Source organism: Paraburkholderia sp. 32 (assembly GCF_050435345.1).
GTDB lineage: Bacteria > Pseudomonadota > Gammaproteobacteria > Burkholderiales > Burkholderiaceae > Paraburkholderia > Paraburkholderia tuberum.
Genome location: NZ_JBNDKD010000003.1, coordinates 1,071,498 through 1,093,748, shown reverse-complemented (window position 1 = coordinate 1,093,748; position 22,251 = coordinate 1,071,498). Strand labels below are relative to the sequence as shown.

Below are 22,251 nucleotides of genomic sequence, written 5' to 3'. Positions count from 1 at the left end.
ATGCTGCTCGCGCTGAAGCTCGTGCTGGTGCCGGCCTTTCTCGCCGCGCTGACGGCGGCCGCGCGCGTCTGGGGGCCGTCGGTCGCGGGATGGCTCGCGGGACTGCCGGTCGTCGCCGGACCGATCATGCTGCTGCTCGCAGTCGAGCGCGGGCCGGCGTTCGCGGCGCAGGCGTCGGCGGCGTCGGTTGCGGCGATCGCCGCATCCGAGGCATTCAATCTTGCTTATGGATGGAGCTGCCGACGCTTCGACTGGCCGCTCGCACTGGTCGCGGGCATGGCCGGCTGGCTCGGCGCGGGACTGCTGATCGTGCGGATGCCCGGCTCGCTTGGGTGGGCGCTGGCGGCGGCGTGCGTGGCCGTCGCGGTGTCGCAGAGCTGCTTGCCGCGCGCGACGGGCCATGTGCCGGCGGCGCGCGTCGGGCGCGCGGATCTGGCCGTGCGGATGCTCGCGGGCGCATTGCTGACGCTCGCGGTGACGGCTGCCTCGGCATCGATGGGCGCCGCGTGGAGTGGCGTGGTGTCGGTGTTCCCGCTGCTCGGCATCGTGCTCGCGGTGTCGGCGCAGCGTGCGCATGGCGCGGACTTCGTGGCGCTCTTGATGCGCGGCATGGTGGTCGGGCGCGGCTCGTTCGCGGCGTTCTTCGCGGTGACGGCGATGCTGCTGCCGCACTACGGTGTGGCGACGGGGTTTGCGTGCGCGGCGGTGGTGTCGGTCGTCGTGCAGGGGTTGACACGGCGCATGCTGGCTGGGCAGCGCCGTGCCCAGGCGGCGGCGCGAGAGTTGGCGCAGCCGCAGACCGAGTGAGACTGCGCATGGCTTCACATCGCTCACCTTCGACCGCTACCCGCATCGGGCTCATCTCGGATACGCACAACCTCGTGCGTCCCGAAGCGTTGCGCTATCTCGACGGCTGCGACGCGATCATTCACGCGGGCGATATCTGCAACCCGGACGTGCTCGACGCGCTCGCGCGGATCGCGCCGCTGACCGCGGTGCGCGGCAACAACGATACCGGTGACTGGGCCGCGTCTCTACCGACGCATGCGCGGCTGACGATCCAGCAGGTGACGATTCTGGTCGTGCACGACATCGCCGAGCTGGGCTGCGTGCCGCAGCACGATGGCATTCGCGTCGTGGTGAGCGGCCACTCGCACAAGCCGTCGATCGCCGAGCGCGACGGCGTGCTGTACGTCAATCCTGGCAGCGCGGGGCCGCGGCGCTTCAGGCTGCCGGTGTGCGCGGGCACGCTGACCGTCGAAGGCGCGCAGGTTGGCGCGACGTTCGATTCGCTGCTGACGTAAAAAAAGCGGGCCGACGAATGTCGCCGGCCCGCTTCAGAAACTACGCCTGGCGTGATGACTGCGCAAGGTCAGGCACGCGCGGTCGCCGCCGCCGCGAACCGTTCATCCATCTCCTCGGCCTCGCGCTCACCGCGCAGCACCGCGTGCGCTTCAGCGCGCGTCGCGACGCACGGACCTGAGCCGAGCAGCGGCTTGCGCGCGGTTTCGCGCAGCGCGAGTACCGACACGATGCCGATCAGCGATGCGCCCATCAGGTAGTACGCGGGCATCATCAGATTGCCGGTCCGGTCGACGAGCCATGCGGTCACGAGCGGCGTCGTGCCGCCGAACAGCGACACCGAGATATTGAAGCCGATCGCGAGCGCGCCGTAGCGGATCCGGGTCGGGAACAGCGCCGGCAGCGCCGACGGCATCACCCCGGTGAAGCACGACAGCAGCACGCCGAGAATCATCAGACCGCCGAACACGGGCAGCACCGTGCCCATCCGAATCAGCAGCAGCGCGGGAATCGACAGCGCGAACAGACCGACGCAGCCGAGCAGCATCACGGGCTTGCGGCCGATCGCATCGGACAGACGGCCGGCGGCGAGCGTCATCGGCATCATCAGGATCATCACGAGCAGCACGAGGAATAGACCGTGCGTTTCGTTGAAGTGCAGCGTGGCGGACAGATAGCTCGGCAGATACGACAGCGCCATATAGTCGGTCACGTTGAAAATCAGCACGAGGCCGACACACAGCAGCAGCGGCTTCCACTGCTGCACGAGCAGCTGGCGCAACGACTGGCTGGGCAGCGCGCGGTCCTCGGCTTCGCGCTCTTCGGCCTGTTTCTTGAACGCGGGCGTTTCCTCGAGCTTCATGCGGATGTAGAGACCCACCAGGCCGAGCGGTCCGGCGATCAGGAACGGTACGCGCCAGCCCCAGGACAGCAGCGCGTCATTCGACAGCGTCGCCGTCAGCAGCGCGACCGTGCCCGCGCCGAGCACGTAGCCGATCAGCGTGCCGAACTCGAGAAAGCTGCCCATGAAGCCGCGGCGCTTGTCGGTCGAGAATTCGGCGATGAAGGTCGCGGCGCCGCCGTATTCGCCGCCGGTCGAGAAGCCCTGCACGAGGCGCGCAAGCAGCAACAGCGCCGGCGCGAGAATGCCGATCGTCGCGTAGTTGGGGATCAGGCCGATCGCGAAGGTGCCCGCGGCCATCATGATCATCGTCATTGCCAGCACGCGCTGACGGCCGATGCGGTCACCGAGCGGCCCGAATACCATGCCGCCGATCGGCCGCACGAGAAACGCCGCGGCAAACGTGCCGAAGGTCGCAATGAGTTGCGCCGAAGGGCTCGACGAGGGGAAGAACACCTTGCCGAGCGTGACCGCGATGTAGCTGTACACGCCGAAATCGAACCATTCCATCGCGTTGCCGAGCGCCATGGCGCCGACGGCCCGTTTCAGGAGGGAGTGATCGACGACGGTGATGTCGTCGAGGGAAAGACGCTGTTCCGGTTTGTGATGTCGCCAGAAGCCGTTGCTGGAAGCGGTCAAGGTTGAAACTCCAATGACTGCGACGAAACTCGTGATGCGTTCCGCCACGGTTTTGCTGGGAAGTGTAATTTCGTGAGCAAGGCGAGACTATTCGCGGCACCGGTTATCCGGCGGCGCAACGGATGGCGAAAAGAAGCAAACGCCCGTGCCTCGCGGTAAGTTCGCGAAAAAACACTCGACTAGATTGTGCTGACTGTTGCACCTGCGTGGCCGTGGAAGGGGGGCAGATGCATGAGGGACGCGGGGCTGGCGGGAAACTGACCCATGCGCCACTGAAGGCTTGAAACGAAAAAGGCCGGTCTTGAATTTTCCGCTTTAGGCGGGGAAACGACCGACGAGCCTTCTTGTTTAAAAACAGTTCAATTCAGGATGGCGCGTGCGCGGAAAAACACACGATGAACCAACTTGAAAGAACACGAATGAAGGTGAATTGCGGCTGAAACGAGGGCACATGTTAGCACGATGCCAGAGGATCATGCAAATCGGCAGTGCGAGGCAGGGCCGCCAATGGGACTCGATCCGTTGCGGGACGGGAGATCTGGCGGGGTCGGAACGGCCCTGAAAAACGGACCGCTTAGAACATTGGCGAGCGCTTTTTGAGGCGAAGACGACGCGAGCGGCGGGCGCGATGCGCGGCCGATGTTGGTGCGAAAAAAATCCGCGCTTGCGGCGCGGACTTTCAGGCGTGTGTTTGCTCGGTTTGGGCGACGCGTCGTGTCGTGTCGTCCTCGACGAGGCAAGCTCAGGCCGACGGCGGCACGTAGCCCGACGCGGTATCCGCGCCTTCGCCGAAGAAGAACTTTTCGGTCTGCTTCATCAGATACTGCCGCGCGCGCGGATCGGCCATGTTCAGGCGGTTTTCGTTGATCAACATGGTCTGCTGCTTCAACCAGCTCTGCCAGGCTTCCTTCGAGATACTTTCGTAGATCCGCTTGCCGAGTTCGCCCGGCAGCGGCGGGAAATCGAGGCCTTCGGCTTCCTTGCCGAGCTTCGCGCATTGAACCATACGAGTCATGCTGTGCTTCTCCTGTAATCGATGTGGGGCGGGCAGACGCCGGTTCGGATCAGATGGGGGTGATCACGAAGTACTCAAAGCTGTTTCATCAGCACGAGCGATTTGCGCTGCCAGTTATAGAGTCGGCGGCGGTCTTCGGGCAAGTCGTCGACCGTAACCTTGACGAAGCCGCGCTTCAGGAACCAGTGTTCGGTGCGCGTGGTGAGCACGAAAATGCGCGTGAGGCCGCGTGCCCGCGCGCGCTGTTCGATGCGCTTGAGCAGGCGCTCGCCGTCGCCGGTGCCTTGAGCTTCGGGCGCGACGGTCAGGCACGCCATTTCGCCGATGCGCTCCTGCGGATACGGATACAGCGCCGCGCAGCCGAACAGCACGCCGTCGTGCTCGATTACCGAGAAATGGTCGATATCGCGTTCGATCTGGTGACGGCCGCGCCGTACCAGCGTGCCGTCTGTTTCGAGCGGCTCGATCAGCGCGAGAATGCCGCCGACGTCGTCCGGCGTTGCTTCGCGCAGGCTTTCGAGGTTCTCGTACGAAATCATCGTGCCGACGCCATCGTGCAGGAACAGTTCGAGCAGCAGGCTGCCGTCGAGCGCGTACGGGATGATGTGCGCACGCGGCACGCCGCCGCGGCAGCCGCGGATCGAATGCTTCAGGTAGAACGCGGCGTCGCCAGTCACTTCGCCGCTTTCGTGCAGCTTGTAGGCGTCGTCGAGCGACAGTTCGCGGATCAGCTCGGTGCCGCTTTCGCCGGTTTCCATCAGGCCCGGCGTTTCGGTCAGGAACACGATCTTGTCGGCGCGCAGCGCGATCGCCGCGGCCGAGGCCACGTCTTCCATCGACAGATTGAACGCCTCACCGGTGGGCGAGAAGCCGAGCGGCGACAGCAGCACGAGCTTGCGGCTCGCAAGCGAGTGTCGGATCGAATCCGCGTCGATCTTGCGCACGAGGCCCGTGTGCTGGAAGTCGACGCCGTCCAGAATGCCGACGGGGCGCGCCGTCACGAAGTTGCCCGATACGACGCTGATGTGCGCGTGCGCCATTGGCGTGTTCGGCAGACCCTGGCTGATCGCGGCTTCGATGTCGAGACGCACTTCGCCGGCCGCCTCCTTCGCGGACTCGAGCGCGCGCGCGTCGGTGATGCGCATGCCGTGTGAAAACTCCGATTCGACGCCGTGCAGGCTCATCTGCTCCTCGACCTGCGGGCGCGAGCCATGCACGAGCACGATCTGGATGCCCATTGCCTGCAGCAGCGCGATGTCGGACACGAGCGCATTCAGCAGCCCCTGATGCACCACTTCGCCGCCGAAACCCACGACGAATGTCTTGTTTCGGAACGCGTGGATATACGGGGCGACGGAACGCATCCAGTCGACGAATTGCGCGTGCTGGGCGAGGGTTTCCGGCGAGTCGGCGGGGGCCGGGCCGCTCGCGGGCGCGGGGACGAGGTCGGTTTGGGAATTCATGCCGGGGATTATAATGCGCCCCCATGTCGAATGTACCCAAAAGTCCCGCTGGGGCGAACGAGAAACCGGCGTCGGCCGGCGAGCCGGCCAACCCCGGCGACACGATGCGCCGGCCAGCGCAGGATGCGAAACCCGATCAGGCGCGTGACGCGCGTCGGGGGGCGGGCGCGTCTGCGCGAAAGGTGCCGCCTGAAGGGAGCCGCAATACGCCTTCGGCCGCGCCTCGCGGTGAGCATGGCAAGCAGGCTCGCGACGAGGGCGGTGATGCGCGGCAAAGCGAGCAGCGCAATGAAATCCGCGACGCGCGCTCGGACACGCCTCGTGTTGAACAGCGTCGTGCGTCTCGCAACGAACAGGGAGATCGCGGGCCACGTAGCGAGCAACAACGCGGATCGACCCGAGGCGAGCAACGTCACGGATCGCGCGACAAACAATCGGGCGAGCCGCGCAAGGAACAACCTCGCGCGCCGCGCGAAGCGCGGCCGTCGCGGGTCGTCGAGCCGAATCCGATTCCACCGGTCACGTTTCCCGAAGCGCTTCCTGTCTCCGCTCGTCGCGACGAGATCGCGCGGGCGATCGCGGAGAATCAGGTCGTGATCGTGTCGGGCGAAACCGGCTCGGGCAAGACCACGCAGTTGCCGAAAATCTGCCTCGCGCTTGGCCGTGGTTTCGGTGCCGGCGGCAATGGTCTGATCGGCCATACGCAGCCGCGCCGGATCGCCGCGTCGGCGACCGGGCGCCGTATCGCCGAGGAACTCGGCACGCCGTTCGGCGAAGTGGTCGGATACAAGGTGCGCTTCAACGACAACCTCGCGCCGGGCGCATCGGTCAAGCTGATGACCGACGGCATTCTGCTTGCGGAAACGCAGACCGATCCGCTGCTGAAAGCCTACGACACGCTGATCATCGACGAAGCACACGAGCGCAGCCTCAACATCGATTTTCTGCTCGGCTACCTGAAGGAGATTCTTCCCAGGCGTCCCGACCTGAAGCTGATCGTCACCTCGGCGACGATCGACGCCGACCGTTTTGCGCGTCATTTCGGCAGCGACGACAAACCCGCGCCGGTGATCGAAGTGAGCGGCCGGATGTATCCGGTCGAGGTACGTTACCGTCCGGTCGTCGAGGACAGCCCGGCGGTCAAGGCGGCGCAAGGGACCTCGGGTGCAACCTCGTCTGGCCGCGAGCGCCCGAAGACGCAGCGCGAGACTGATCGTGATCTGATGGAGGCGATCGTCGACGCTGTCGACGAACTGTGCCGCGAAGGCCCCGGCGACGTACTGGTGTTCCTGCCCGGCGAGCGCGAGATTCGCGACGCCGCCGAGGCGCTGCGCAAACATCATCCGCCCCACACGGAGATCCTGCCGCTGTTCGCGCGGCTCTCGGCCGCCGAGCAGGAGCGCGTGTTCCGCGCGTCGAACGCGCGCCGCATCGTGCTCGCGACCAACGTCGCCGAAACTTCGCTGACGGTACCCGGCATCCGCTACGTGGTCGACACCGGCCTTGCGCGCGTGAAGCGCTACTCGTATCGCAACAAGGTCGAGCAGTTGCAGGTCGAGTCGATTTCGCAGGCCGCCGCGAACCAGCGCGCAGGGCGTTGCGGCCGGGTCGCCGATGGCATCTGCATTCGTCTGTATGAGGACAGCGACTTCCAGGGCCGCGCGCGCTTCACCGATCCGGAAATTCTGCGCTCGTCGCTTGCTTCGGTGATTCTGCGCATGAAGTCGCTGCATCTGACGGCGATCGAAACCTTCCCGTTTATCGAACCGCCGCCGGGCCGTGCGATTTCCGATGGCTACCAGTTGCTCAACGAGCTCGGCGCCGTCGACGACGACACCCACCTGACGCCGCTCGGCCGCGAACTCGCGCGACTGCCGCTCGATCCGCGCGTTGGCCGCATGATCCTCGCCGCGCGCGACCAGCAGGCGCTGAAGGAAGTGCTGATCATCGCGAGTGCGCTGTCCGTGCAGGACCCGCGCGATCGCCCGATCGAAGCGCAGGAGCAGGCGGACCAGGCGCATCGCCGGTTCGCCGACGAGCGCTCCGAATTCCTGCAGTGGCTGAAGATCTGGAACTGGTTCGACGAAGCGATCGCGCACAAGAAATCGAACCGGCAGCTGCAGGACGAGTGCCGCAAGAACTTCCTGTCGCAACTGCGGCTGCGCGAATGGCGCGACGTCCACTCGCAGCTGCTGACGGTGGTGCGCGAGCACGGCTGGCGGCTGAACGAAGCGGAGGCAACATTCGAGCAGATCCATCTGGCGCTGCTGACCGGTCTGCTCGGCAACATCGGCCTGAAAGCCGACGACGAGCCGTACTACCTCGGCGCGCGCGGCATCAAGTTCTATTTGTGGCCCGGCTCGGCGCTCGTGAAAAAAGCAGGCAAGTGGGTGATGGCCGCCGAGCTCGTCGAAACGAGCCGTTTGTACGCGCGCTGTATCGCGAAAATCGAGCCGGAGTGGGTCGAGAAGGTCGGCGCGCATCTGCTCAAGAAGTCGTTGTCCGAGCCGCATTGGGAAAAGCGCGCGGCGCAGGTGTCCGCGTTCGAGCGCGCGATGCTGTACGGCCTGCCGATCTATCACCGGCGGCGCGTTGCATTCGGCAAGCAGGACCCGGCGCGGGCGCGCGAGCTGTTCATTCGCGGTGCGCTCGTCGAAGGCGAGTTCGACACGAAGCTTGCGTTCTTCGCGCACAACCGCAAGCTGCTCGCCGACATCGAGCAGCTCGAGCACAAGTCGCGCCGCCAGGACGTGCTGGTCGACGACGAATTGATCTACGCGTTCTACGATCAGGCGCTCCCGGACGGCATCCATACCGGCGCCGCGTTCGAGCGCTGGTATCGCGACGAGGTCGAAAAGAGCGGCCAGGCGGAGGACAAGCTGCGGCTGTTGTATTTGTCCCGAGACGATCTGATGCGGCACGAGGCGGCGGGTGTCACGACGGATCTGTTCCCTAAGCGGCTGACGATGGCGGGCATCGAGATGGCGCTGACCTACCACTTCGAGCCGGGCACGCCGCGCGACGGCGTGACGCTCGCAGTACCGCTGTACGCGCTGAACCAGGTCGACGCGCGCCGCTGTGAGTGGCTCGTGCCCGGGATGCTGAAAGAAAAGGCGCAGTTGCTGCTGAAGTCGCTGCCGCAAAAGCTGCGTCGGCATTGCGTGCCGCTCCCCGAGTACGCGGCGGGCTTCGCCGAACGGCACGGCGCACAGCGCTTCGGAGGAGGAGGCTTGCTCGAGGCGCTGATCGCCGACCTGCGCGAGCAGACCCAGGTCGCGATGAAGCAGTCCGACTTCAAGCTCGAGACGCTGCCCGCGCATCTGTTCATGAACTTCAAGGTCATCGACGAACATGGCCGGCAGCTCGCGATGGGGCGCAATTTGTCGCAACTGCGCGCCGAGCTCGGCGCTCAGGCGCAGCAGCATTTCCAGAAGCTCGTTTCGGGCGCGGCGGGCGCCGCCTTGGCCGACGCGGGCGGCGGCGGTGTTGCGGCACCTGCACGCTCTCCAGATTTGGCTCAGAGTGGCGCGTCGCGCGGCAAGGGCGCGGCCGCGCCGCAACCCGCGACACCCGAAGGCGCACCAGCCACCGCGCTGTATGAAAACCTGACCACGTGGAATTTCGGCAAGTTGCCCGAGTTGCTCGAAATTCGCCGTGGTGGTCAGACGCTGTTTGGCTACCCGGCGCTCGTGGACCGTGGCACCCATTGCGACGTCGAGGTGTTCGATTCGCCGGAAGAAGCCGCGCGGATTCATCGGGCGGGCTTGCGTCGGCTCTTCGCGCTGCAGTTGAAGGAGCCGATCAAGTATCTGGAGAAGAATCTGCCAGGCCTGCGCGAAATGGCCATGCAGTTCATGCCGCGCGGCACGCAGGAGGAGCTGCGCGATCAGCTGATCGACACCGCACTCGACCGCGCGTGTCTGCAGGATCCGCTGCCCGACGACGATGCGAGCTTCCATGTCCGCCGCGACGAAGGGCGTAGCCGCCTCACGTTGCTCGCGCAGGAAATTTCGCGGCTGGTCGGTCAGATTCTTGGCGAATACGCGAGCCTGACGAAGAAGCTCCTGCAGGCGAAGCCATTCGTGGCCGCGTACACCGATCTGCAGAATCAGCTCGATGCGCTGATCGGCAAGCGTTTTGTCGTCGATACGCCGTATGCCCAACTCGCACATTTCCCGCGTTATCTGAAGGGGATGGCGCTGCGTATCGACAAGCTGCGCGCGGACGCCATACGCGACGCGCGCCAGTTCGCCGAATTCCAGCCGCTGCTGCAGCACTATCAGCGCGCGGTGTCGCAGCGCGGCGGCGTCGTGGATCCGCGGCTTGCGGAATTCCGCTGGCTGCTCGAAGAATTGCGCATCTCGCTGTTTGCGCAGGAGTTGCGCACCCCGATGCCGGTTTCGGTGAAGCGCCTGCACAAGGTGTGGGAGTCGATGCAGCGCTAAAGCCAGGGCGCTCGCTCGCGGACGCTGGACACTGGGTGTGCACCGCGGCCGATGAGCGGGCCCGCGCACCGGTGCGCGCGGGGTACACCGAGCGTCCTCTGAACGCCGTCGCGGCCGGACTCGGTCCGATACGTTCGCACGAGCTGATTTCACCAATGCATCCCCGCGCCGATCGATGCACCGAACTGTCGGCGAGAGTCGGTGCTGCCTTGGACCTTGTAAATCCATTTGCCGGTGTCCGACAACTGCGACACGCTGATTGCGAGCGCAGATTGACCGCCGTACGTGCCACCCGCCATGGCGACCATGCCGTGTCCCGGCAGCACCGCTTGCGGCAAAGCTGCCATCGCGAGCGCCGATGCCGTGCCCCCGTAGCTGTCCCGACGGGCGGAGCGGATCTGGTCGTCGGTATAGCGATTCGACGCGCTGATCGCGCCGCTCACGCTTTGCTGCAACTGATTGACGTTGACCGCGTCGGTGCCTCGCACGCCGGCCGCGACGTTGGCGATCTGGCGTTCCTGGCCCGCCGCGCCAACCGATACCGTGTTCGCTCGGTCGGCGACGGAGCCCTGGCCTAACGCCACCGAGTTGTCGGCGCTCGCGCTGGCTGCGGCACCGACCGCCGTCGCGTTGTTGCCGCTGGCGATGGCGTTCGCTCCGATGCTTGCCGCGTTGGCGCCGCTTGCTTGTGCATTCGCTCCGACGGCAATCGCGTTCGTGCCGGCCGCCTCTGCGTTCGCACCCTCGGCGACCGTGTTGACGCCGCTCGCCCGCGCGTTCGCCCCGGCCGCAATCGCGTGCGCGCCGGACGCCTGCGCGCTCTCAGTCGCGCTATCGCCTGCCGCGCTGAACAACGCGTCGGCCGGGCCGATCGTCGCGTTATTGATCGCGCCTTCAAGCGCCGCGTTCAGCTGACCGAGGTTGACCGCGTCGGACGCCTGTACGCCGTCCGCGACGTTGTGGATGACGGTGCCCTCCGTGGTATCGCCGCCGAGCGTAACGCTGTTCCGGTTGATGCTGCCGTCGGCGTTCGTGTCGTACATGACCGCGCCGTCGAGCTTCGCTGCGGTCGCGCTGCTCTGGTCGCTCACCGCTTTCAGCTGGGCGACGTTGACCGCATCGGTGTCGGCGGTGCCAGCCGCGACGTTGGTGATCTGGCGTTCGTTGCCCGTTGAACCGACCGACACAGTACCCGCGCGATCGGCGATCGAGCCCTGGCCGAGCGCGACGGAGTTTGCAACTAGCGCGCTCGAGTTAGATCCGAGCGAAAGTGCGTTGTCGGCGGCTGCGCTGGCACCGGAGCCGAGCGCGAGGGCGCCGGCGCCGTTCGCCGTGGCGTTGGAGCCGAGCGCCGTCGCACCGGAGCCGTAGGCCGACGCTGACGCGCCCAGCGAGGTCGCGTCGGCCGTGCCGGCGACGGCGCCCGCGCCGATCGCGGTCGAGTCGGTTGCGCTGGCGCTGGCGCTGGTGCCGAATGCGGTTGCGTTGCTGCCCATAGCGCTGGCGTTGCTGCCCGCGGCAAGCGCGTGCGTGCCGTCTGCGAGCGCCTCGTTGGAGCCGTCGGCCGGGTCAGCAGCGCTGAAGTAATGCAGCGCGCTGCTTTGAGCGAGTGCATCGACCTTGTTGTCGACCGCGCTCAACTGGCTCATGTTGACCGCGTCGGTGGGCGCGGCGCCCGCGGCGACGTTGGTCAGGCGACGCTCGTTGTTCGCCGAGCCGAGCGAGACTTCGCCCGTCGCGCTGGAGGCCGCGATCGGGGTGGCGCCCGTTCCCACGGGCACAAACGCGCTTTGCGACAGGTCCGTCGTGGTGCTGGCGTTGGCGCCTAGCGCGACGCTATTGTCGGCGCTCGCGTTTGCGTTGCTGCCGAGCGCGATCGCGCCGGCTCCCGCGGCCGTTGCGCCGAAGCCGATTGCGCTGGCGTAGGCGCCGCGTGCCTGCGCGGCAACGCCGAGGGCGATGGCGCCGACGCCGCTGACGACGGCATTACTGCCAAGCGCGACGCTCGAGTCCGCGAGCGCCGAGGCCCATGCTCCGGCGGCGAGCGAGTTGGCGCCTCCGGCCTGCGCGACATAGCCGAGCGCGGTCGATCCGACGCCGGTTGCCGTGGATAGGGAGCCAAACGCGGAGGCGGCCGAGTCCGCCGCTATTGAACCGGAGCCCGCTGCGACCGAGTCGACGCCAAGCGCCGACGCGTTCAGACCGAGCGCGGTCGCGCGTTCCGCTTGCGCATTCGCATAAGGCCCGAAGGCGCTCGCGCCTTCGCCTTGTGCGGAAGAGGAGAGGCCCATGGCGACGGCGCTGTCGCCCTGCGCCGTGGCGTTCGCCCCTAACGCGATCGTGCCGTCGTTTTGCGCGTTCGCCTGCGAGCCGACCGCCAGCGATGAGTCGCCGCTTGCGGTGGCCTGTGCGCCTATCGCGACCGCGATGTCGCCGGGCGCGCTGGCCGTGCCTACCTCGACGGAATCGACGCCGGCGCCTGTCGCTTCCGTGACGTAAAGGGCCGCCGCCGCTATTGCAACACCCGCGGTACTTCGAACCGCCCGTGCGATGCTTTTCTGGCGCGCGGAAGCACGGTGTGTTTGCAGGCAGGCAGTTCGCGGCGCTGCGACTTTTATTTGAGACGTGGTATGGCGAATTATCGAAATATTCTTGTTCATCAATTAAAAATCCTCCGCATTATTGTAGTTAGTGGCACGTAGTTAGTGGCACGTAGTTAGTGGCACGCAGCGCGTATTCCGACTTTGACGTGAAGTTATTGCCTGGTGGGTTTGAAAATATTGAAAATACAAAAACGCCGGTCATTGGTAAGGCTTGCGTTATTTGGCCGAGCGCGCGTCAGCCCGGCGATGTACGCTCGGGATTCATGGGGGAGGCGCTACCGGGGCGGCGCGTATGGAGAATTCTCCGATGTCCGCGTGCAATTCAGATATCAGCAAACTCCGAAATTCAATCGGGCTAAAAAATATATTAATACGGCTAGGTTTTTATTGATAAGGAAAGAGGAGTATTCTTATTGTTCCCGCTAATCATTTGCGCGATTTTAACGTGTGGCTGATGCATGATTGACCCTGACAGGGAGAGCCCATTGATTCCTCACTCGAAAACCCGCGGCGCGAGCATCAAACCGGACGTGGCAGACGAAACCTCCCGCACGCGGCCGCGCTTCATCGCACCCGTCATTTTTCGGTCGTCGCCAGTGACTTACGTCAACCGCCCGGACCGGCAAACGTTCTACAATAACCGTTGTTCTCCGAAGCGAGTTTTCATGCGTCAATTTTTTCTTCCCGGCTTGAGTGCCACGTTCGCCGCGACCGCGGTGCTGGTCGCCGCCGCAGGCTTTTTTTCTCCAGCGGCGCACGCCAATAACGTGATCGTGCTCAATTCCGGCGAGGCCACGCTGAGCCTGATCGACGAGAACAGCCATCAGGTCATCGGCACCGTGCCCACGGGCAAGGAACCGCATCACCTGATGGCCACGCCGGACAATTCCTCGCTGATCGTCGCCAATTCGGTGTCGAACAGCCTGATGTTCGTCGATCCGAAAACGGGGCAGTTACAGCGCTGGGTCGAGAACATCGAAGATCCCTATCAGATCGGTTTTTCGCCTGATCGCAAGTGGCTCGTCACTACGGGACTGCGGCTCGATCGACTCGACATCTATCACTACGACAACCAGAAAAACCAGATGACGCTGGCTTCACGGCTGCCGCTCGCGGTGATGCCGAGCCACATGGCGTTCTCGAATGACAGCAAGACGGTGTTCGTCTCGCTGCAGATCTCGGGCGAGCTCGCCGCCATCGACCTGCCCACGCAAACCGTCAAATGGAAGATGAAGGTCGGCAAGGTGCCCGCGGGTCTGTGGATGACGCCGGGGGAAAAGTACCTGCTCGTCGGCATGACCGGCGAGGACTGCGTCGCCGTGGTGGACTGGCGCAACCAGAAGGTCGTCAAGACAATTCACACGGGCAAGGGCGCTCACAATTTCCGCTCGCTCGCCGACGGCAAGCATGTCGCGGTGTCGAACCGCGTCGCTAGCACGATCAGCATCATCGACGAAGACACGCTCACCAACGTCGGCGACATCACCGGCCTGATGCCGGGACCGGACGATATGGAACTTTCCGCCGACAAACGCTATCTGTGGGTGACCTTCCGCTTCGCGAAGCATGTTGGCATCATCGATCTCAACACGCGCAAGCTGATCCAGACCATTGCGGTGGGCCGCTCGCCGCACGGCATCTATTTCTTCGACCGCGCGCCGGTGACGGCGCCGAACGGCGCTTGAGGGGCCTGAGGGCGCCCGACAGTGCCTGAGGGCAACAGGGCAGAGCCAGGACGCCACGAGCCACCAAGGATGAAGTAACAGGCCAGCATCATGTTCCATCTGATTTTCTCCTCACTCGACAGCTTCGTTTCAGCCGCGCAGACGTGGCTGTACGTCGACGTGGTGCAGCCGCTGCTGTTCCGGTTCGATCTGATGGACTACGACGAGGACACCTACGACAGCCTGTACTGGGTCATCGTCGGTGTGCTCGAGGTGCTCGCGATGTACGCGATCCTGCGTCCGCTCGAGGCGCTGCGCCCGGTCGAGCAATGGGAGAACCGCAAGGCCGTGCGCGTCGACGTGCTGTACACGTGGATCGCCAAGCTCGGCATTCTGAACCTGTTCTTTTTCTTCGCGCTGCAACCGTTCTTCGACAACGTGCAAGGCTGGCTGCGGCTGCACGGCATCGCGAACCTGAACTTCGACAACCTGTGGCCCGGCGTGACCACGCAGCCGCTCGTCACGTTCGTCATGTATCTGCTCGTACTCGATTTCGCCGGCTACTGGTATCACCGCTGGCAGCACCGCGTCGGCGTGTGGTGGGAGCTGCATGCGGTACACCATAGTCAGCGGCAGATGTCGCTGTGGTCCGACGATCGCAACCATCTGCTCGACGATCTGCTGCAGGCGTCGTTCTTCGCGATGATCGCGCTCGCAATCGGTGTGCCGCCGTCGCAGTTCGTCGTGCTGGTTGCGATCACGAATCTCGCGCAAAGCGTGCAGCACGCGAACATCCGCCTGTATTACGGCTGGCTCGGCGAGCGGCTGCTCGTCAGCCCGGCGTTCCACCGCCGTCACCACGCGATCGGGTACGGTCATGAAGGGCTCAAATACGGTTGCAATTTCGGCGTGCTGTTCCCGTGGTGGGACATGTTGTTCCGCAGCGTGTCGTGGAGCCGTGATATGGAGCCGACCGGTATCAGCGATCAGCTCGAAGGCCGCCGCTATGGCGATGGATTCTGGGCGCAGCACTGGTTCGCCTTCGTGCGCATCGCGCATCGCCTCGTATCGAAGCGCCGCGCACCCGGCAACGACACCGCTGCTGTTTGAGTCGGTTCAGAGTCCGTTCTGAGTCCATTGCGGATCCATTCGAGCGCGTACTCCGCCGCGCTGCTCACTTCCGCCGGCGGCGCGTTCCTTGGTTTATGCTGTGCACGTTCGAGCGCACCCTCCAGTGCCCCAGCATGCCTGGCCCGGGCGCGGCGCGATTTTCCCGTCCATCGTTTCGTTCGCAGGCACTGGCTCGCATGAATGATCTGTTGCGCTCGTTTGGGCGCGCACTCGCAAGCGCGTTGCATCCGCGCATGCTCTGGCTGACCTTCAAACCGTTTATCGTCGCGACGGTCGGCTGGGGCGTACTCCTGTGGTTCTTCTGGCAGACGCTGACCGGCGCGACCCGCACCTGGCTCGACGACTGGTCTTTCACCGCCACGCTTTATCATCTGTTCGACGTGCTCGGTTTTTCGACGCTGCACGCGGTCATCGCGCCGTTCATCGTGATTGCGATGGCGATCCCGCTGATCGTCGTCACGGTGCTGCTGCTGATCGCCATGCTGTCGATGCCGGCCGTGATCCGCTTTCTCGCGGCCCGCCAGTTCGCCGGGCTGGAGATGCGCCGCGGCGGGACGTGGTACGGTAGCCTCGGTCAAGCGCTCTGGACCACGCTGCTGTGTCTGACGCTGCTGATCGTCACGTTGCCGCTGTGGCTCGTGCCGCCGTTCTTCGCGTTGATTCCGCCGCTGCTGTGGGGATGGCTCACGTATCGCGTGATGACCTACGATGCGCTCTCGTTGCATGCGACGCGCGACGAGCGGCGCGAACTGGTGCGGCGCCACCGGCTGCCGTTGCTGCTGATCGGTATCGTGAGCGGCCTGCTAGGTTCGCTGCCGACGCTGTTGTGGGCGTCGTCGGTATGGCTGATTGTGCTGTTCCCGGTGATCACGACGGTGACGATCTGGATTTACGCGTTCATCCTCGTGTTCTCGGCGCTATGGTTCGGCAACTACTGCCTGCGCGCGCTGCAGCGCATGCGGGCGGAAGCGCCTGGTGGCGCGCGCGAGGTCGCGCCGGTTCCCTATTGATCAAACGAAAGAGGCGGCAATGGCATTTGGCGTCATCATCATCGGCGATGAAATCCTCTCGGGCAGACGCGTCGACAAGCATCTGCCGAAGGTCATCGAGTTGCTCCGCGGGCGCGGGCTGTCGCTCGGCTGGGCGGAGTACATCGGCGACGATCCGGAGCGCATCACGGCGACGCTGCGGCGCACTTTCGCGTCGGGCGACATCGTGTTCTCGACGGGCGGTATCGGTGCGACACCGGACGACCACACGCGCCAGTGCGCGGCGGCCGCGCTCGGCGTGCCGCTCGAGCTGCATCCGGAAGCCGCGAAGCTGATTCAGGAGCGTATCCGCGACATGTATCCGGCGAACTCGCCGGCGCCGCTCGATCTGAACTCGCCCGAGAACCGGCATCGCCTGAATATGGGCACGTACCCGCAGGGCGCCGACATCATTCCGAACGGCTACAACAAGATTCCGGGCTTTTCGATCCGCCAACACCATTTCGTGCCGGGTTTCCCGGTGATGGCCTGGCCGATGATCGAGTGGGTGCTCGACACGCGGTACGCGCATCTGCATCACACGACGCCGCACGCTGAAAAATCGCTGCTGGTGTTCGAGTTGCCGGAGTCGCGCGTGACGCCGCTGATGGAGAAAATCGAGCGCGATTTTCCGGGCGTGCGGGTGTTCAGCCTGCCGAGCGTCGGGGATGCGGAGCGCGGCGGCGTGTATGCGCGGCATCACATCGATCTGGGTGTGAAAGGTGAACCCGAAGCCGTCGCCGCGGCGTTCGTGAAGCTGCGAGAGGGGGTGCATCTGCTCGGTGGCGATATCGTCGAGCCTGAAGCGGCGGCAGCGGCTTCGGCAGCGGCCACGGGTAAGCCGTGAAGCTGAGCGGGCCCTCAATACGATTCAGGTAAGTAGTCAGGACACGACTGCGCTGACGAAGTTTTATACGGCGTTCTATCACGCGCTGTGGGCGCCGAGCGTATTCAGCGATTCCAACGGCCAATATATCGGCTTCGACCAGCAGGTCCATACGGATAGCGCGGGCCACGCGGCGCAGTACACCAGCTTTTCGGGCTGGGACATCTATCGCTCGCTGATTGCGCTCAAAGCCACGCTGTTTCCTCAGGAAACCAGCGATATGGCGCAGTCGCTAGTCAACGATGCGGATCAGTGCGGCGCGATTCCGCATTGGGTCAACGACAACGTCGAGGATGGCGTGATGCCCGGCGACGCCGGCTCGCTGATCGTGGCGGGCGCCTATGCATTCGGCGCGCGAGCGTTCGATACCTCGGGCGCGCTGAAGCACATGATCAAGATGGCCAACGTTCCCGGAACGGCGTGCAATGGCGTGACCACGAACGGCGGCCGCGCCAGTTATCTGCAGTTCGGCTACATCACGAATGGCGAATGGGGGCAGGCATCGTCGACGCTCGAATACGCGAGCAGCGATTTCGCCATTTCGCAGTTTGCCGGCCAACTGGGCAATTCAACGATCCAGAAGATGCTGCTGAGCCGCTCGGCCTATTGGCAGAACCTGCTCAACACGTCGCTGCCGCCGCCTCTGATCGCCGCGCGCAACTCGGACGGAAGCTGGATTGCGCAGACGCAGAGCAGCACCGACAACTACGTCGAAGGCAATGCCGGGCAGTACACGTGGATGGTGCCGTTCAACCCCGGTCGGACCGTTTGCGCAACTGGGCGGCAACACGGCGGCGGTGTCGCGCCTGAACGCGTTCTTTACGGTGTTCGAACGCGGGGATGAGCCTGCCCAATTTCTATATGGGCGACGAACCGACCTTCGAGGTGCCGTGGCTATATAACTGGGCGGGTTCGCCGTCGGGCACGCAGAACGTGGTCCAGCAGATCATGGCGAGCGCCTTCGGCACAGGGCCGAACGGTTTGCCCGGCAATGACGACCTCGGAGCGGTGTCAGGATGGTACGTGTGGGGGGCGTTGGGTCTTTATCCGGAGATACCGGGTGTCGGCGGTCTCGCGATCGGCAGTCCGCAGTTTGCGTCGTCTCCTTCGGTGGCGCGAGCTGCGTCTTTGTCTGGCGGCCCGCTCGATAACGCGATGGCGGTGGGGCAGACCATCGCGATGCCGCCGGGCGAGCTCGTGGCGAGCGTCACGCTGCCGAAACAGGTCAGCGCGGGCAAGTTGCACGTGTTCGGGATTTCGGCCGCGCCCTGAACACAATGGAGCGCCGCGCGCGCGCGGCGCTCGACAAAACAAGCGGTCCGCGCCTGAGGGTCAGGTTGGCGCGAACCGCGACATCGCAGTGTCACAACCCGCGCCGACGATGCAATCAATCCGTGGTCGGCGCGAACCGTTTCAATCGGCGTGCTTCAGCGCCGCGCCACGGGCTTCCGCAGATGCGGGCAGTGCGCCACCCGCCATCAGGCTCCGATCCACGGCAAGCCGCGAAAACACCATCCCGACACCGTCTTCCGATGCCCCTGGCCGTCCTTGTCGCCTTCGAAGCCTTCCAGCAGGTCATACGCCTTCGTGAAGCCGGCCTGGGTCGCGGCGATCGCGGCGAGCTTCGAGCGCGCGGCGCTGCGGCACAGGAACAGCACCGGCGTGTCGGGCGAGGCGACCTGCGCGAGTTGCTGCACGAACTCCTGATTGGGCACCGCGCCCGGATAGCGCGTCCATTCGACATGCGCGTATTGGCCATCACCGATTACTGGCCGGCCGACCCAGTCGAGCTCGGCGCGGGTACGCACGTCGACGAGACGCGTGCGCGGATCGAGTTCCAGCAGTTCGAACGCCTCGGCCGGCGATACCGCGCCCGCGTAGGGCAGTTGGTTCTCGGTGCGGCGGGCGTCCGCCTTCGCGTAAAGCTGTTCGAGCGTGCTCATGAGCGTCAATCTCCTTCGGACCAAATGATCATTCTAGCGCGCTGCAGGCAGCGCACAGACCTGTGTAGACTGGACGACGCCGGGCAGTCGCGGGCGCCGTCCCAACCTCGATGCGCAAAATTGGTGCATTTCCTGCTGAATGCACCACAATGGTAGGGACCGTCGTTTCCAAAGCGGTGAATGCGCGAAATTGGTGCGTTGCAATGCCCGCACGTTTGTTTGCGAGTCTGCTCGCGCCTCGTGCGTGGCCGGCAAACGTAAGCGGCGTAATGGTGTGCGCCGGATTTGCCCATGCGAGGCCCAGAGGTGGCACACTATCTGCTTTATTGGTGCCGATCGATTTATCCCGGCAGAATTTTCCGCCCGCGACGCCATATAAGTGGACGTTCCGGGATGGGTCAGCTAGATTGGGCGGCGGCTGAATCCGCCGAAATTGTTAATCAGGAGATAGGTTATGAGTAAATCCGTGGCCGACGTCATTCAACTCGTCAAGGACGAAGACGTCAAGTTTGTCGACTTCCGTTTCACCGACACGCGCGGCAAGGAACAACACGTTTCGGTGCCGGTGTCGGCATTCGATGAAGACAAGTTCGAAAGCGGCCATGCGTTTGACGGATCGTCGATTGCCGGCTGGAAGGGCATCGAAGCATCGGACATGTTGCTGGTCCCGGACGCGAACACGGCCTTCATCGACCCGTTCTACGAAGAATCGACCCTCGTGCTGACCTGTGACGTCGTCGAACCGGCTGACGGCAAGGGCTACGAGCGCGACCCGCGCTCGCTCGCGAAGCGCGCCGAAGCGTACCTGAAGAGCTCGGGGCTCGGCGACACCGCGTACTTCGGTCCGGAACCGGAATTCTTCATTTTCGACTCGGTCCAGTGGAACACGGATCAGTCGGGCTGCTTCGTGAAGATCGGTTCGGAAGAAGCACCGTGGTCGTCGGCGAAGGAATTCGAAGGCGGCAACACCGGCCACCGTCCGGGCACCAAGGGCGGCTACTTCCCGGTCGCGCCGGTCGATTCCTTCCAGGACATCCGTTCGGAAATGTGTCTGCTGCTCGAACAGATCGGCATTCCGGTCGAAGTGCATCACCACGAAGTGGGGGGCATGGGCCAGAATGAAATCGGCACGAAGTTCTCGACGCTGGTGCAGCGCGCCGACTGGACGCAGCAACTGAAGTACATCATCCAAAACGTCGCGCACACGTACGGCAAGACGGCAACGTTCATGCCGAAGCCGGTCGTCGGCGATAACGGTTCGGGCATGCACGTTCACCAGTCGATCTGGAAGGACGGCACGAACCTGTTCGCAGGCAATGGCTACGCAGGTCTGTCGGAATTCGCGCTGTTCTACATCGGCGGCATCATCAAGCACGCTCGTGCGCTGAACGCGATCACGAACCCGGGTACGAACTCGTACAAGCGCCTCGTGCCGCACTTCGAAGCACCGGTCAAGCTCGCTTACTCGGCTCGCAACCGTTCGGCATCGATCCGAATTCCGCACGTCTCGAACCCGAAGGGCCGCCGTATCGAAACGCGCTTCCCGGATCCGCTGGCGAATCCGTACCTGTGCTTCTCCGCGCTGATGATGGCGGGTCTGGACGGCGTGCAGAACAAGATTCACCCGGGCGAAGCCGCCGACAAGAACCTGTACGACCTGCCGCCGGAAGAGGATGCAAAGATCCCGACCGTGTGCGCGGGCCTCGACCAGGCTCTCGACTCGCTCGACGCGGACCGCGAGTTCCTGACGCGCGGCGGCGTGTTCACGGATGCGATGCTCGACGCGTACATCGAACTGAAGACGACGGAACTGCAGCGTTATCGTCAGGCGGTGCACCCGATCGAATTCGAAATGTATTACTCGCTGTAAGCGGCCATGGCGCTTCGCCCTTCACCCGGCGAAGCGCTTTGCCCGACGCTCGCGATCGGTCACAAAGGGACGGCGGCGCCGTCCCTTTTTCGTTAGGCCGTACGCACGGCCGGCCGCGCGCGGGCAACACGGCATTCGGTGAAGCACAATAAAGCAGCACTCCTGATTTATCACCATCTCCTACCGGCCAGACTGCAAGATGGTTCTCAAGAATCTGATCAAGGCAAGGAAAGGACACGAACAGACGCTGTCGGACGACATGCAACTCGTGAGTTCCGGCTTGCTGCCAGGCTTCGAGGCGCTGCCGACCGTCCTGCTGGTGCTCGAGAAGCGCACGCTGCGCGTCGCGTTCGCGAATCCGTCGGCGGAGTCGATGCTGGAGATGTCTCGCAAGCAACTCACGCAGATGGCGTGGCCAGACATCTTCTCGAACGCGGACGAACTGGTCGCGACGATCACCGCGATCGCCGCGCACCGCTTTCACGCGACGCATCTGGACGCCGTGCTCGAGCGTCCCGGCCACGAGCCGCTGCACGTGCATGCGATCGTCGGTTTTCTGGAAAGCGCGCAGGACTACGTGTTGCTCGAACTGTTCGAGAACGAGCGGCATCTGCGCACCGACCGCGAAGAGCGCATCAACGACCTGACCGCCGTCAACAAGCATCTGATCCGCAATCTCGCGCACGAAATCAAGAATCCGCTGGGCGGCATTCGCGGCGCCGCGCAACTGCTCGAGTTCGAACTCGGCGAACGTGAGCGCGACGAGTTGCGCGAGTACACCCAGGTCATCATCAAGGAGTCGGACCGTCTGCAGACGCTGGTCGACCGCTTGCTCGAACCGCACCGGCATCCGCATATCGTCGGCGACGTGAATGTTCACGAGGTGTGCGAGCGCGTGCGTCAGGTGATTCTCGCGGAGTTTCCGCGCGGCCTGACGATCGAGCGCGACTACGACGTCAGCGTGCCGGATCTGCGCGGCGACAAGGAGCAACTGATCCAGGCGCTGCTGAACATCGTGCGCAATGCGGCCGAGGCGTTGCGCGAGCGGATCTCGCAGGGCGATGCGCGCATCGAATTGCGCACGCGCATCGCGCGCAAGGTCACGATTTCAAAACGCCTGTGCAAGCTGGCATTGGACTTGCATATCATCGACAACGGCCCAGGCATTCCCGAAGAGATTCGCGACCGCATTTTCTATCCGCTCGTGTCGGGGCGCGAGGACGGCAGCGGTCTCGGTCTCACGCTAGCGCAGACCTTCGTGCAGCAGCACGAAGGTCTGATCGAGGTGGACAGCCGGCCGGGCCATACCGAGTTTCAGATTCTGCTGCCGCTCGACCTCTAGATAACACAAGCACCTCAAG

The 22,251-nt window shown here is 64.4% G+C and carries 14 protein-coding genes and 1 pseudogene; 10 read left to right on the top strand and 5 right to left on the bottom strand.

All coding sequences use genetic code 11. The annotated features are described in order from the left end of the window. Together OKW26_RS27615 and OKW26_RS27610 are read left to right on the top strand one after the other, a co-directional pair. Positions 1-807, top strand: a complete 807-nt coding sequence (locus OKW26_RS27615; RefSeq protein WP_184063856.1) for a hypothetical protein — start codon at positions 1-3, stop codon at positions 805-807. Positions 808-815: 8 nt separating this feature from the next. After that, positions 816-1,304, top strand: a complete 489-nt coding sequence (locus tag OKW26_RS27610; RefSeq protein WP_184022172.1) for a metallophosphoesterase family protein — start codon at positions 816-818, stop codon at positions 1,302-1,304. 68 nt (positions 1,305-1,372) lie between these two features. Here OKW26_RS27610 and proP read toward each other — a convergent pair whose 3' ends face one another. The 3 genes from proP to argA all read right to left on the bottom strand — a co-directional run bounded on the left by proP (position 1,373) and on the right by argA (position 5,320). Next, positions 1,373-2,842: a glycine betaine/L-proline transporter ProP gene (gene proP, locus OKW26_RS27605; RefSeq protein ID WP_090800879.1), complete on the bottom strand. Its 1,470-nt coding sequence runs from the start codon at positions 2,840-2,842 to the stop codon at positions 1,373-1,375. 742 nt (positions 2,843-3,584) lie between these two features. After that, positions 3,585-3,857, bottom strand: a complete 273-nt coding sequence (locus OKW26_RS27600; protein WP_026225286.1) for an oxidative damage protection protein — start codon at positions 3,855-3,857, stop codon at positions 3,585-3,587. Positions 3,858-3,931: 74 nt separating this feature from the next. After that, complete coding sequence (gene argA, locus OKW26_RS27595) at positions 3,932-5,320, bottom strand: amino-acid N-acetyltransferase (protein ID WP_429355791.1); 1,389 nt, start codon at positions 5,318-5,320, stop codon at positions 3,932-3,934. A gap of 23 nt (positions 5,321-5,343) precedes the next feature. Here argA and hrpA point away from each other — a divergent pair, with 23 nt between their 5' ends. Then, entirely contained in the window at positions 5,344-9,765 is a 4,422-nt protein-coding gene (hrpA, locus tag OKW26_RS27590) for an ATP-dependent RNA helicase HrpA (protein WP_429355790.1), read from the top strand. A gap of 149 nt (positions 9,766-9,914) precedes the next feature. On the opposite strand, the gene OKW26_RS27585 is transcribed toward hrpA, so the two are convergent. Further along, positions 9,915-12,425 (bottom strand): YadA family autotransporter adhesin, encoded by a 2,511-nt coding sequence (locus OKW26_RS27585; protein ID WP_429355789.1) that lies wholly within the window; start codon positions 12,423-12,425, stop codon positions 9,915-9,917. Between the two features lie 608 nt (positions 12,426-13,033). On the opposite strand from OKW26_RS27585, the gene OKW26_RS27580 reads away from it, so the two are divergent. The 5 genes and pseudogenes from OKW26_RS27580 to OKW26_RS27560 form a co-directional block, all read left to right on the top strand. After that, positions 13,034-14,053, top strand: coding sequence for a beta-propeller fold lactonase family protein (locus tag OKW26_RS27580; RefSeq protein ID WP_184063866.1), 1,020 nt, complete (start codon positions 13,034-13,036; stop codon positions 14,051-14,053). A 90-nt stretch (positions 14,054-14,143) separates the two neighbouring features. After that, the gene (locus OKW26_RS27575) at positions 14,144-15,142 is read left to right on the top strand and encodes a sterol desaturase family protein (protein ID WP_429355788.1); all 999 of its coding nucleotides are present in this window, start codon (positions 14,144-14,146) and stop codon (positions 15,140-15,142) included. A gap of 197 nt (positions 15,143-15,339) precedes the next feature. Further along, the gene (locus OKW26_RS27570; protein ID WP_429355787.1) at positions 15,340-16,173 is read left to right on the top strand and encodes an EI24 domain-containing protein; all 834 of its coding nucleotides are present in this window, start codon (positions 15,340-15,342) and stop codon (positions 16,171-16,173) included. Between the two features lie 19 nt (positions 16,174-16,192). Further along, positions 16,193-17,038 (top strand): competence/damage-inducible protein A, encoded by an 846-nt coding sequence (locus OKW26_RS27565; RefSeq protein ID WP_184063872.1) that lies wholly within the window; start codon positions 16,193-16,195, stop codon positions 17,036-17,038. 13 nt (positions 17,039-17,051) lie between these two features. Next, a pseudogene (locus OKW26_RS27560) lies at positions 17,052-18,172 on the top strand (glycoside hydrolase family 92 protein); the annotation flags it as partial. Positions 18,173-18,555: 383 nt separating this feature from the next. Here the strand turns inward: OKW26_RS27560 and OKW26_RS27555 are convergent. Beyond that, complete coding sequence (locus OKW26_RS27555; protein ID WP_184022229.1) at positions 18,556-19,020, bottom strand: rhodanese-like domain-containing protein; 465 nt, start codon at positions 19,018-19,020, stop codon at positions 18,556-18,558. 454 nt (positions 19,021-19,474) lie between these two features. Here OKW26_RS27555 and glnA point away from each other — a divergent pair, with 454 nt between their 5' ends. Beyond that, the gene (glnA, locus tag OKW26_RS27550; RefSeq protein ID WP_184063875.1) at positions 19,475-20,890 is read left to right on the top strand and encodes a type I glutamate--ammonia ligase; all 1,416 of its coding nucleotides are present in this window, start codon (positions 19,475-19,477) and stop codon (positions 20,888-20,890) included. Positions 20,891-21,089: 199 nt separating this feature from the next. After that, a complete protein-coding gene (gene glnL / locus OKW26_RS27545; protein WP_184048104.1) occupies positions 21,090-22,232 on the top strand; it encodes a nitrogen regulation protein NR(II) in 1,143 nt (380 codons plus the stop codon). Positions 22,233-22,251: the final 19 nt, after the last annotated feature.

Coding starts and splice junctions, on each gene's coding strand:
- OKW26_RS27555 (WP_184022229.1), bottom strand. CDS start 19,020: ATGAGCACGCTCGAACAGCTTTACGCGAAGGCGGACGCCCGCCGCACC.
- OKW26_RS27575 (WP_429355788.1), top strand. CDS start 14,144: ATGTTCCATCTGATTTTCTCCTCACTCGACAGCTTCGTTTCAGCCGCG.
- OKW26_RS27570 (WP_429355787.1), top strand. CDS start 15,340: ATGAATGATCTGTTGCGCTCGTTTGGGCGCGCACTCGCAAGCGCGTTG.
- hrpA (WP_429355790.1), top strand. CDS start 5,344: ATGTCGAATGTACCCAAAAGTCCCGCTGGGGCGAACGAGAAACCGGCG.
- glnL (WP_184048104.1), top strand. CDS start 21,090: ATGGTTCTCAAGAATCTGATCAAGGCAAGGAAAGGACACGAACAGACG.
- glnA (WP_184063875.1), top strand. CDS start 19,475: ATGAGTAAATCCGTGGCCGACGTCATTCAACTCGTCAAGGACGAAGAC.
- OKW26_RS27615 (WP_184063856.1), top strand. CDS start 1: ATGCTGCTCGCGCTGAAGCTCGTGCTGGTGCCGGCCTTTCTCGCCGCG.
- OKW26_RS27580 (WP_184063866.1), top strand. CDS start 13,034: ATGCGTCAATTTTTTCTTCCCGGCTTGAGTGCCACGTTCGCCGCGACC.
- argA (WP_429355791.1), bottom strand. CDS start 5,320: ATGAATTCCCAAACCGACCTCGTCCCCGCGCCCGCGAGCGGCCCGGCC.
- OKW26_RS27565 (WP_184063872.1), top strand. CDS start 16,193: ATGGCATTTGGCGTCATCATCATCGGCGATGAAATCCTCTCGGGCAGA.
- OKW26_RS27610 (WP_184022172.1), top strand. CDS start 816: ATGGCTTCACATCGCTCACCTTCGACCGCTACCCGCATCGGGCTCATC.
- OKW26_RS27585 (WP_429355789.1), bottom strand. CDS start 12,425: ATGAACAAGAATATTTCGATAATTCGCCATACCACGTCTCAAATAAAA.
- OKW26_RS27600 (WP_026225286.1), bottom strand. CDS start 3,857: ATGACTCGTATGGTTCAATGCGCGAAGCTCGGCAAGGAAGCCGAAGGC.